Annotated in this window: 9 protein-coding genes; 6 read left to right on the forward strand and 3 right to left on the reverse strand. The window is 41.9% G+C overall.

Annotation, left to right across the window (positions count from 1 at the left end; all coding sequences use genetic code 11):
• Window positions 1-99: 99 nt before the first annotated feature.
• Both ACTF5Q_RS06860 and ACTF5Q_RS06865 read right to left on the reverse strand, forming a co-directional pair.
• Entirely contained in the window at window positions 100-306 is a 207-nt protein-coding gene (locus ACTF5Q_RS06860; protein ID WP_154034292.1) for a DUF1737 domain-containing protein, read from the reverse strand.
• Window positions 306-857, reverse strand: a complete 552-nt coding sequence (locus ACTF5Q_RS06865; RefSeq protein WP_164377043.1) for an NnrU family protein — start codon at window positions 855-857, stop codon at window positions 306-308. The genes ACTF5Q_RS06860 and ACTF5Q_RS06865 overlap by 1 nt, the downstream gene beginning before the upstream one ends.
• A 288-nt stretch (window positions 858-1,145) precedes the next feature.
• Between ACTF5Q_RS06865 and mdh the strand changes: the two genes are divergently transcribed.
• The 6 genes from mdh (at window position 1,146) to lpdA (ending at window position 10,125) form a co-directional block, all read left to right on the forward strand.
• Complete coding sequence (gene mdh, locus ACTF5Q_RS06870; protein ID WP_438953894.1) at window positions 1,146-2,108, forward strand: malate dehydrogenase; 963 nt, start codon at window positions 1,146-1,148, stop codon at window positions 2,106-2,108.
• A gap of 231 nt (window positions 2,109-2,339) precedes the next feature.
• On the forward strand, window positions 2,340-3,533 hold the full coding sequence (sucC, locus tag ACTF5Q_RS06875; RefSeq protein ID WP_153902518.1) for an ADP-forming succinate--CoA ligase subunit beta: 1,194 nt from the start codon (window positions 2,340-2,342) through the stop codon (window positions 3,531-3,533).
• A 4-nt stretch (window positions 3,534-3,537) separates the two neighbouring features.
• Window positions 3,538-4,428 (forward strand): succinate--CoA ligase subunit alpha, encoded by an 891-nt coding sequence (gene sucD / locus ACTF5Q_RS06880; RefSeq protein ID WP_438953895.1) that lies wholly within the window; start codon window positions 3,538-3,540, stop codon window positions 4,426-4,428.
• Between the two features lie 45 nt (window positions 4,429-4,473).
• Entirely contained in the window at window positions 4,474-7,437 is a 2,964-nt protein-coding gene (locus ACTF5Q_RS06885) for a 2-oxoglutarate dehydrogenase E1 component (protein WP_438953896.1), read from the forward strand.
• 3 nt (window positions 7,438-7,440) lie between these two features.
• Entirely contained in the window at window positions 7,441-8,670 is a 1,230-nt protein-coding gene (gene odhB, locus ACTF5Q_RS06890; protein WP_438953897.1) for a 2-oxoglutarate dehydrogenase complex dihydrolipoyllysine-residue succinyltransferase, read from the forward strand.
• Between the two features lie 69 nt (window positions 8,671-8,739).
• Complete coding sequence (gene lpdA, locus ACTF5Q_RS06895; RefSeq protein ID WP_438953898.1) at window positions 8,740-10,125, forward strand: dihydrolipoyl dehydrogenase; 1,386 nt, start codon at window positions 8,740-8,742, stop codon at window positions 10,123-10,125.
• Window positions 10,126-10,176: 51 nt separating this feature from the next.
• On the opposite strand, the gene ftsH is transcribed toward lpdA, so the two are convergent.
• Window positions 10,177-12,102: an ATP-dependent zinc metalloprotease FtsH gene (ftsH, locus tag ACTF5Q_RS06900; protein ID WP_438953899.1), complete on the reverse strand. Its 1,926-nt coding sequence runs from the start codon at window positions 12,100-12,102 to the stop codon at window positions 10,177-10,179.
• Window positions 12,103-12,108 lie beyond the last annotated feature (6 nt).

The raw sequence follows: 12,108 nt of genomic DNA on the forward strand, positions 1-12,108 counted from the left end.
TGGGCTTATACCTATCAAGCAGAAGTTGTGTTATGGACTTATTGCGGGAACAATACATAGATTAAATTTTTAATTAGGGCCAGAGGCTAAGATTATATTTCATTGTTCTCCCAACTTCATGTCTGCATCGTAGTCCTGACTAACATTCTTGATCACAGCTTGAGCACAACGCATCTTACTGGTTTGACCGTCATAACTATACTGAGGATCCCCGTAAAGACACCAACCTCTTGCCAATGCTAAACTCACCTTGTGACAAAACTCAGAACTGTCTTCGCCTGTAAGCAATCTATATAGCTGTGCCACTACGCAGCTCCCGGGAATGGCCAAACACCTAAAGCCCAATGAATACCCGAAACTAAAACATATACAGACAATACTATAACCACCAGAACTGCATCCTTTTTTGCCTCACCGGGTTCTGGTCGCTCCCATGTTTCAGATTTGTTTATTAAAACTACAGCCATTGCAGCCCACGCCAACATTGAACCAAATAGAATTATCGATGCCAAATCACCATTTACCAAAAGGTGTGCAAGAGCCCAAATTTTTACAGATGTAAGCATTGGATGGCGCAAACGACCTCGTAAGCGACCTTTTGTATGACCGATTGCAAATACAAAAACAGCTGCAACCATCATTAAGTTATTAATATGAAGGAAAAATTGTGGAGGTGTCCAAACGCCGATGTACTCGGCAGATCTATAACCTAAGATCATGAGTACCAATGATATGATTATCAAGAAAGCAACGGCACCCTTGCCAGCATTTCCTAAGGAATTCCTGAAATTCGGCAATAAGCGCTTGAATGTATGTGCAATTATCCAAAGAATATTTCCAAATATTAAAAGTGTCATAAGTTCTCTCTTTTGCTTAAAATTAGATCCATTTAATTCGGTATTAAACGTAGACAAATTCAATGTCGAGTAATGGTAAAATTTACAAAATACCGGAAGAAACTAAAATGTTCGGCTGCATTTAAATTTACAATAAAAAATCGTTAGAAGTCACAAATAAGTTTGTAAAGCTGTAATTAAAAAAAATTATATTAAAAAGATGTCTAACTCTGACAGATACCTTGCGAAAGTAGGTTAAAAAGTCTAGAGCTTCAGTGGATTTTCTTATTAGCAGTACCGGAGTTTTCTATGGCTAGATCTAAAATCGCTCTTATTGGTGCGGGACAAATTGGTGGAACTTTAGCACATCTTGCAGCAATCAAAGAACTAGGCGATGTTATTTTGTTTGATATCGCAGAAGGTATCCCAAATGGCAAAGCTCTGGATATTGCAGAAGCCGGACCATCCGAGGGCTTTGACGTGGCTTTAAAGGGAACACAATCATATGAAGATATAGCAGGCGCCGATGTATGCATTGTGACAGCTGGAGTTGCAAGGAAACCGGGTATGAGCCGAGATGATCTGCTTGGTATAAACCTAAAAGTTATGAAATCAGTCGGTGAAGGAATTAGCTCTCACGCACCCAATGCGTTTGTGATCTGCATAACCAACCCTTTGGATGCAATGGTCTGGGCATTGAGAGAATTTTCTGGATTACCTGAAAATAAGGTATGCGGGATGGCAGGGGTATTGGACAGCGCTCGATTTCGTCACTTTTTGTCCGTTGAATTCAACGTGTCCATGCGGGATGTGACAGCTTTTGTTCTGGGTGGACATGGCGATACAATGGTGCCATTACCGCGGTATTCAACGATTGCCGGTATTCCATTGCCAGACCTTGTTGAAATGGGTTGGACTACCCAGGAGCGAATAGATAACATTATTCAAAGAACACGAGACGGCGGCGCCGAAATAGTTGGACTACTTAAGACCGGCTCTGCTTACTACGCTCCCGCTACCTCAGCAATTGAAATGGCTGAGGCATATCTGAAAGATCAAAAACGGTTACTACCCTGCGCGGCTTACTGCAAGGGCGAACTAGGGGTTTCCAACATGTATGTGGGCGTTCCAACTATTATTGGACGCGAGGGTATCGAGCGTATCGTAGACATCAAGCTCACTAAAGACGAACTCGACATGTTCAATAGTTCTGTCGAATCAGTAAAAAGTTTAGTTTCAGCATGTAAAGCAATAGATAATTCGCTCAATTAAATAGGATCACTTATGTTGATCCCTGAGTCAAAATTGCCCCGCTTAAATACGGGGATATAGGCATTTAACCAATATTGATAAACCTTATTGATCAACTATGTGATCACAAAATTATGATTGTGATCACATATCTATGAATTATTATTTATTTCATAAAATTTTCAAAAATTTAGTAGAAACTTCAGTGTCTTAATGGCCTTTTGACGATCAAGGTAAATCAGGAAAATAAATATGAATATTCACGAATACCAGGCAAAAGCTCTACTTAGAAGCTATGGCGCACCCGTTTCGGATGGAAGAATTGTCCTTAAGTCAGAGGATGCTAAAACTGCAGCAGGTGAACTAGATGGTCCACTTTGGGTGGTAAAGGCTCAGATCCACGCGGGAGGGCGCGGCAAAGGTTCTTTTTTAGAAACAGATGCCGGAACTAAAGGCGGGGTACGAATTACCAAATCAGTGGAAGAAGCTGCCTCCGAAGCAAAGAAAATGCTTGGCCGCACCTTGGTTACCCACCAGACCGGTCCGATCGGCAAACAAGTAAATCGAGTATATATTGAGGATGGCTCTGACATCACCAGAGAATTATATCTAGCTATTTTGGTAGATCGTCAATCAAGCAGAATTTCATTTGTATGCTCTACCGAGGGTGGAATGGATATTGAAGCCGTTGCCGCAACTTCTCCAGAAAAAATCTTATCATTCTCAATAGATCCGACCACATCATTTCAACCATATCATGGCCGGAGGATAGCTTTCATGTTGGGGCTGGAAGGTAAACAATTAAAGCAGTGTGTCTCGTTAATGAGCACCCTTTATAACCTCTTTGTTGATAAAGATATGGAGATGTTAGAAATCAATCCATTAATTGTATCTGGCTCTGGAGATCTAAAATGTTTGGATGCAAAAATGGGCTTTGATGGAAATGCAACATATAGACATGCAGATATAGCAGAGCTGCGCGACACTACGGAAGAAGATCCAAAGGAATTAGAAGCTTCAAAATATGATTTGAATTACATTGCTTTGGATGGTGAGATTGGCTGCATGGTCAACGGCGCCGGGTTAGCGATGGCCACCATGGACATTATTAAGTTGTATGGGGCCGAGCCAGCAAATTTCTTGGACGTGGGTGGTGGTGCAACAAAAGAGAAAGTCACTGAAGCGTTCAAAATAATAACATCAGATCCAAACGTTAAAGGTATTTTAGTAAATATTTTTGGGGGGATCATGAGATGCGACGTGATTGCCGAGGGCGTTGTAGCCGCGGTCAAAGAAGTAGGCTTAAAGGTGCCACTAGTTGTCAGATTAGAAGGAACAAATGTAGAGGCAGGAAATAAAATCATAAACTCATCAGGCTTAGATGTAATTGCAGCTAATAATTTAAAAGACGGCGCCGAGAAAATAGTTAAAGCGGTAAAAGGGTAAAACGATGGCAATTCTAGTTAATGAAAACACCAGGGTAATTTGCCAAGGGTTTACAGGGTCACAAGGTACATTTCATAGTGAACAGGCCATCGAATACGGTACAAATATGGTCGGAGGGGTCACTCCTGGCAAAGGTGGTTTAAAACATATTGGGTTGCCTGTTTTTAACTCAGTTCATGAAGCAAAAAGTGCTACTGGGGCAAATGCAAGCGTGATATACGTGCCACCACCATTCGCCGCCGACTCGATCCTGGAAGCAATAGACGCTGAAATCGAACTTATAGTTGCAATTACTGAGGGAATACCAGTCTTAGACATGGTTAAAGTTAAGCGGGCACTGGAAACCTCAAAATCAACTTTAATCGGACCAAACTGTCCCGGTGTAATTACCCCGGGCTCATGTAAAATTGGTATAATGCCAGGTCATATTCACCGCGAAGGGTCCGTTGGTGTCGTGTCACGATCTGGAACACTAACTTACGAGGCCGTTAAACAAACATCAGATGTAGGATTAGGACAATCGACATGTGTGGGAATAGGCGGTGATCCCATAAAGGGAACAGAGCATATAGACGTTTTGGAATGGTTTCTATCAGATGATGAAACCGAGAGCATTATAATGATTGGTGAAATTGGAGGTTCTGCTGAAGAAGAAGCCGCCGATTTCTTAAAACAAGAGGCTAAGCGTGGCCGACAAAAACCAGTTGCAGGTTTTATTGCTGGCCGCACTGCTCCACCAGGTCGCCGCATGGGGCATGCCGGTGCAATTGTCGCCGGAGGCAAAGGTGGTGCTGACGACAAAATAGAAGCAATGCGATCTGCTGGGATTATTGTTGCAGAAAGTCCCGCAGAATTGGGTGAAGCTGTCTTAAAGGCAATAGACAACAAAAAATAAATCAAAAGTTTATCGTATTAATAATAGCTTTGAATAGGTATAAAAATGAACGAGCAATCTTCTAACGAATTCTTTCACGGATCGTCATTTATGCAGGGTCAGAATGCAGAATACTTGGAGAATTTGCGATTAAACTTCAAGGAAAATCAAAATTCTGTTGACAGTGCATGGCAGGCATTTTTTCAGTCTCTTGAGTCCAATGCTAGTGAACCTTCGGAAAGCTCGTTTAAACCAAGCTGGACGCGACAGGATTGGCCGCGACAACCGAATGATGAATTAACTAATGCGTTAATGAACGAATGGAATACTGACCCTGAATTTGCAGTTAGAGCCGGTCAAGAAATAAATGCAAAGGCAAATGAGGCAAATATAACTTTAAGTAATGATGCAGTTGAAAGGGCAGTTCTTGATAGCATAAGAGCCATAATGATCATAAGGGCTCATCGAATTCGTGGACACCTTGTGGCAGATCTCGATCCTCTCGGGCTAAGAAATGAAAAAATCCATCCTGAATTAGACCCAAAATCCTATGGGTTTAAAGATGAAGACCTAGATAGACCTATTTTCATTGACAATGTGTTAGGCCTTCAAATTGCATCCATGCGTGAAATAATTGATTTGGTGCGTCGAACCTACTGCGGTACTTTTGCACTCCAGTATATGCACATTTCAGATCCTGAACAGTCTGCTTGGTTAAAAGAAAGAATAGAAGGATATGGGAAAGAAATAAAATTTACCAGAGAGGGCAGAAAGGCCATCTTGAACAAGTTAGTTGAAGCTGAGGGCTTCGAAAAATTCCTTCACGTCAAGTACATGGGCACAAAAAGATTTGGTCTCGACGGTGGAGAGGCGCTAATACCAGCTTTGGAGCAAATAATAAAACGCGGTGGTGCTTTGGGCATCAAAGAGATTGTAATTGGAATGCCACACAGGGGACGATTATCTGTTCTGGCAAACGTGATGGGCAAACCATACAAGGCAATTTTTAACGAATTTCAAGGAGGCTCATTTAAGCCGGAGGATGTTGATGGATCTGGTGATGTAAAATACCATCTTGGTGCTTCTTCAGATAGAGAATTTGATGGGAACAAAGTTCATCTATCTTTAACAGCAAATCCATCTCATCTTGAAGCAGTAAACCCAGTAGTCATAGGGAAAGTTAGAGCCAAACAACAACAATTAAATGATAAAAATAGGACTGCAGTTCTCCCATTGCTACTCCATGGAGATGCTGCATTTGCTGGTCAGGGTGTTGTTGCTGAATGTTTTGGTCTGTCAGGATTGGTTGGCCATAAGACAGGTGGAACAATACATGTAGTCGTAAACAATCAAATTGGCTTTACTACAGCGCCACACTTTAGTCGTTCTTCTCCATATCCTACAGATATAGCCCTAATGGTAGAGGCGCCAATTTTTCATGTAAATGGTGATGACCCAGAAGCCGTAGTTCATGCTGCAAAAGTTGCAACAGAATTTCGTCAGAAATTCCAGAAAGATGTTGTTATAGATATAATTTGTTATCGGAGGTTTGGTCATAACGAGGGCGATGAGCCTATGTTCACGAACCCGATAATGTATAAAAAAATAAAGACACAAAAGACAACTTTGACGTTGTATACTGATCGGCTAGTGAAGGATGGGCTAATACCAGAGGGTGAAATTGAAGATCTGAAAACTGGATTTCAGTCGTTTTTAAACGAAGAATTCGAAGCTGGAAAAAATTATAAACCGAATAAAGCAGACTGGTTGGATGGAAGATGGGCACACTTAGATAGAAATAAGGAGGATTATCAGCGGGGACAAACTGCGATTTCTGACGCAACATTTGAGAAAGTTGGCAATGCTTTATCAAATCTGCCGGATAACTTTCCTGCTCATAAAACAGTTGTTAGAATATTAGAAAATAAAAAGAAAATGTTCAGTGATGGCACTGGCTTAGACTGGGCAACCGCTGAAGCTTTGGCATTTGGCTCACTTCTTAACGAGGGTTTTCCTGTTAGGCTCTCGGGTCAAGATGCAACGCGCGGCACTTTTAGTCAGCGACACTCTGGCATTATTAATCAAAATAATGAAGACAGATTCTATCCATTAAATAACATCGCTGAGGGGCAAGCACGGTATGAAGTAATAGATTCAATGCTGTCTGAATACGCAGTATTAGGCTTTGAGTATGGTTACTCATTATCAGAACCCAATGCCCTAGTAGCGTGGGAAGCTCAATTTGGTGATTTTGCTAATGGGGCGCAAATAATGTTTGACCAATTCATAAGCTCTGGCGAAAGTAAATGGCTTAGAATGTCAGGCCTTGTAGTTTTGCTTCCCCATGGCTTTGAAGGTCAAGGCCCCGAGCACAGCTCAGCAAGACTAGAACGGTTTTTGCAAATGTGTGGCCAGGACAATTGGATTGTGGCTAATTGTTCAACCCCTGCCAACTACTTCCATATCCTACGACGTCAACTACATCGGTCATTCAGAAAACCACTTATTTTGCTGACACCGAAGTCCTTACTCCGCCATAAACTTTGTGTATCTGACAAGTCTGATTTTACAGATGGTTCTAGTTTTCACAGAGTTTTGTGGGATGATGCAGAAAGAGGATCGAGTAAAACAAAACTATTAACGGATAAGAAAATTAAACGTGTCGTTATGTGTTCAGGAAAGGTTTATTATGATCTATTAGAAGAGCGTGATAGGAGAGGTATTAGCGATATATATATATTGCGATTTGAGCAGTTTTATCCATTTCCCGCAATTTCAGCCGTGAAAGAATTGGAAAGGTTTAAAAACGCTGAAATGGTTTGGTGCCAAGAAGAACCCAAAAATCAAGGCGGTTGGTCATTTATGGAACCAAACCTGGAATGGGTACTCAGTAGAATAAATGCTGCAGCCAGTCGTCCACGTTATATTGGCAGAGCTTCCAGTGCCTCACCAGCTACAGGACTGGCTTCAACTCACAAAAATCAACAAGAAGCGCTAATTAATGAAGCGCTAAGCTTTGAGGGACATTAAGCGATGACAGAAATTAGAGTACCTACACTTGGCGAATCTGTTACTGAAGCCACAGTAGCCACTTGGTTTAAGAAACCGGGTGAACTTGTGTCCATTGATGAAATGATATGTGAGCTGGAAACTGATAAAGTAACCGTGGAGGTGCCTGCCCCTATTTCCGGTGTTTTATCTGAAATTATTGCCGACGAAGGAGAAACTGTATCAGTGGATGCTTTGTTGGCCGTACTGACTGCTAAAAGTGACAGCAAACCAGTGTCCGAAAAACCAAAAGCAACTAACGGAGAGCCAGACGATAAAATAGAGGCGGATCAGAAGCATAAAAATGTTGAGGTACAAGTAGCACCATCTGCAAGAAAAGCTATGGTTGAGGCAGGAATATCCCAAAATGAAATTACAGGCAGCGGGCGTCAGGGCAGAATAATGAAAGAAGATGTTAAGAGCGCAATATTAGACAGGGAACAAAACCAATCACTTGAGAAAGTATCGCAAGCATCAATTCCCGTAAACGCTACATCTACTAATCAAAATTCAATTGGGCGCGAAGAACGCATAAAAATGTCGCGACTTCGTCAAACTATCGCAAAAAGGTTGAAAGACAGTCAAAATACGGCGGCAATGTTAACAACATATAATGAAGTTGATATGACTGCTGTTATAGATTTACGACAAGAATATAAAGAACTCTTTGAGAAAAAGCATGGTATACGTTTAGGCTTCATGTCTTTTTTTACAAAGGCCTGTTGCCAAGGACTTAAAGAAATTCCTGAGGTAAATGCCGAAATTGATGGCGATGAGATCGTTTATAAAAATTATGTAAATATGGGAATTGCCACTGGAACGCCAACGGGCTTAGTAGTGCCAGTTATTCGAAATGTAGATGGAATGTCATTCTCTGAAATTGAGAAGCAGATTGCAGAAAAAGGATTAAGGGCAAGAGACGGAAACCTCTCAATGGCAGATATGCAAGATGGCACATTTACAATATCAAATGGAGGCGTATATGGCTCTCTAATGTCATCACCCATACTTAATCCCCCACAATCTGGAATACTAGGTATGCACAAGATTCAGGATAGACCAGTTGCCATAAATGGAGAGATAGTAATTAGGCCAATGATGTATCTGGCTTTGAGCTATGATCACAGAATTGTAGATGGCAAAGGAGCAGTAACATTTTTAGTTAGGGTAAAAGAAGCACTAGAAGATCCAAGACGATTACTCATGGATCTTTAAATTGGTTCAGCTGAGCGAATTTAAGCACTGGAAACTTCACATCTTGCATTCAGATTTAAGGAAATAAAAATGTCATACGACGTAATAGTTATTGGTAGTGGACCCGGAGGATATGTGGCAGCGATACGTTGCGCTCAACTTGGGCTAAAGACAGCCTGCGTGGAGGGTCGAGAAACTCTCGGTGGAACCTGCTTAAACGTAGGGTGTATTCCATCTAAGGCACTATTACATGCGTCACATCAATTACATGAAGCACAACATAACTTCTCCAAAATGGGTCTCAAATCAGAAAAAATTTCAGTTGATTGGGATCAAATGCAAACATACAAAAACGAGGTAATAACGGGAAATACCAAAGGAATTGAGTTTTTATTTAAGAAAAACAAAATTGACTGGATCAAAGGTTGGGCCAAAATCCCCTCCCAAGGTAATGTTAAAGTAAATGACAAAACTTACGAGACAAAAAATATAATAATCGCTTCTGGATCTGAACCCTCCTCGCTTCCAGGATTAGAGATTGACGAGAAGATCATTGTAAGTTCCACTGGTGCGCTCGAGCTTAAAAAAATACCGGAGAAAATGGTAATTATCGGAGCTGGTGTAATCGGTTTAGAACTGGGATCAGTTTATTCACGATTAGGATCGGATGTAACTGTACTTGAGTACCTGGATAATATTACACCAGGCTTGGATTCAGAGGTTCAAAAATCCTTCCAGCATATATTAAAAAGGCAAGGAATTAAATTTGTAATGGGTGCGGCAGTAAAGTCTGCAATATGCAAAAAAAACAAAGCGCATGTTTTATATCAAAAAAATTCAGATGAAAGTGAGCACTCCATAGAAGCTGATATTGTTTTAGTCGCAACAGGCAGAAAACCATTTACAAACGGACTGGGCATTAAAGAGCTAGGTATTGCAGTATCGGAAAAGGGCTACATAGAGATAGATAATGGTTGGAAAACAAGTGCAAATGGAATTTATGCGATAGGCGACGCTGTCCTGGGACCGATGCTAGCGCATAAAGCAGAAGATGAAGGTATCGCAGCCGCAGAAATAATAGCCGGAAAACATGGACATGTTAATTATTCTATAATTCCAGGAGTAATCTATACATCGCCCGAAGTCGCATCGGTGGGGAAAACGGAGGACGAGCTAAAATCATCAAAACAAAATTACAAGGTAGGAAAATTTATGTTCTTGGGCAATGGACGGGCGAAAGCTAACTTTGCAGCAGACGGTTTTGTAAAAATTCTAGCTGACGCAGAGACCGACCGAATTTTAGGTGCTCACATTATTGGTCCAGCAGCTGGCGATCTAATACATGAATTATGCATGGCAATGGAGTTCGGTGCTGCTGCGCAGGACATAGCTCTAACATGTCATGCACATCCAACCTACTCTGAAGCAATTCGGGAGGCTGCCTTAGCATGCGGAGATGGTCCTATCCACGCATGAAGGCATAAATTTAAAATCAAATTCCGGAAAATGGCATATAGTTAGTTAAATTTAAGTAGCCTCTGGTGTCATCTTTCCACCACTCTTGCCTTTTATCCGGGACTTTGTTTTTGGGACCGCCATTACCGACTCTTTCACTGCACTATCAGACTTCGCGGCATCACCATCCAGGTCATCATCTCCGTGCGGCGGTTCACCTTTTATCACTCTCTTTATCTCGTCACCTGTTAAAGTTTCATATTCAAGTAAACCCTGCGCTAGTCTTTCCCATTCAGTTTTCTTCTTACTCAGAATTTTGTAGGCACGATCGTATGCTTCTTGAACAAACCTTTTAACTTCAACTTCAATAAGCTCTTTAGTATTAGCTGACACAGAAAGACCGGCGGTGTTACCCGAATAACCTTCATGAGCTTCGGCGTAGTCAATATTTCCAACTTTTTCGGACATGCCCCAGCGAAGTACCATCGCACGAGCTAAACCAGATGCTTGTTGGATGTCTCCAGCGGGGCCGTTTGATACGTTATCTTCCCCGTATTTAATTATCTCAGCGGCCTTTCCGGCCATGGTCATCGCCATCTTCTCTTCACATTCAGCTTTATGCCAATTTAATCGGTCAATTTCTGGCAATGAAACGACCATACCTAAAGCTCCACCTCGCGGAATGATTGTTGCCTTATATACGGGGTCACACTGAGGAAGCTCCAGTCCTACAATCGCATGCCCAGCTTCGTGGTATGCTGTCTTTTCCTTTTGATCATCTGTAAGGACCATAGACCGCCGCTCGGCTCCCATCATCACTTTGTCTTTGGCGTTCTCAAAATCCACCATGCTCACAAATGTTCTGCCTATTCTAGCAGCCATTAGTGCTGCTTCATTGACCAGATTTGCTAAATCAGCGCCAGAAAAGCCAGGCGTTCCTCTAGCTATCAAACGCAAGTCAACATCCGGCCCTAAAGGAGTCTTTCTTGCATGGACATTCAGTATTTTCTCTCTGCCCTTAATATCCGGATTTGGAACATTAACTTGGCGATCAAACCTACCGGGGCGCAGTAGTGCAGGATCAAGTACATCGCGCCTGTTTGTTGCTGCTAAGATTATGACACCTTCATTTTCTTCAAAACCATCCATTTCAACCAAAAGTTGGTTTAAGGTTTGCTCACGTTCATCGTTTCCACCACCATAACCGGCGCCCCTATTTCTACCAACAGCGTCGATCTCATCAATGAATACAATACATGGAGCATTTTTTTTAGCCTGCTCGAACATATCTCTTACTCGACTGGCGCCTACCCCAACGAACATCTCCACGAAGTCAGAACCGGATATTGTAAAGAACGGTACACCCGCTTCCCCGGCAATTGCTCTGGCGAGTAATGTTTTACCAGTGCCCGGAGGCCCTACAAGGAGAGCGCCCCTAGGAATTTTACCTCCTAGTTTACTAAATTTTTGTGGATTCCTTAAAAACTCGACTATCTCTTCAAGCTCTTCTTTGGCTTCATCAATACCAGCCACATCGTCAAAGGTAACTCTTCCCTGCTTTTCTGTAAGTAACTTAGCTCTACTTTTCCCAAACCCCATGGCTCCGCCACGGCCACCTCCTTGCATTCGGTTCATGAAGTAAATCCATACCCCAATCAGCAACAAAAACGGTAAAATTGACATTATGAAAGACTGAAATAAAGATTGCTCTTGCTTTTCGGCTCGCACTACAACCTGGTTTGCAATCAGAAGGTCGGTGACGTTTGTATCAGCGGGTCGAACTGTTACATATTCAACATTATCCCCACCTTTAAAACGAATATTTTCTCCATCAAGAATGACTGTTGCAACTTCCCCGCGCTCCACTGATGCAACGAAATCAGAATAACTAATCTCGCGCGATTGTAATGATGAAGTGCCAGAACTAAAAACGTTGAACAAAACAACGATTAGTAAAAACAGAACTAACCAAAAGGCTATATTACGATTATTGCTCAACAGAGC

Origin of the sequence: Candidatus Salinivivens marinus, from assembly GCF_965655845.1 — a bacterium.
GTDB classification, from domain to species: Bacteria; Pseudomonadota; Alphaproteobacteria; order Rhodobacterales; family Rhodobacteraceae; genus Salinivivens; species Salinivivens marinus.

Coding starts and splice junctions, on each gene's coding strand:
- ACTF5Q_RS06865 (WP_164377043.1), bottom strand. CDS start 857: ATGACACTTTTAATATTTGGAAATATTCTTTGGATAATTGCACATACA.
- mdh (WP_438953894.1), top strand. CDS start 1,146: ATGGCTAGATCTAAAATCGCTCTTATTGGTGCGGGACAAATTGGTGGA.
- sucC (WP_153902518.1), top strand. CDS start 2,340: ATGAATATTCACGAATACCAGGCAAAAGCTCTACTTAGAAGCTATGGC.
- sucD (WP_438953895.1), top strand. CDS start 3,538: ATGGCAATTCTAGTTAATGAAAACACCAGGGTAATTTGCCAAGGGTTT.
- ACTF5Q_RS06885 (WP_438953896.1), top strand. CDS start 4,474: ATGAACGAGCAATCTTCTAACGAATTCTTTCACGGATCGTCATTTATG.
- odhB (WP_438953897.1), top strand. CDS start 7,441: ATGACAGAAATTAGAGTACCTACACTTGGCGAATCTGTTACTGAAGCC.
- lpdA (WP_438953898.1), top strand. CDS start 8,740: ATGTCATACGACGTAATAGTTATTGGTAGTGGACCCGGAGGATATGTG.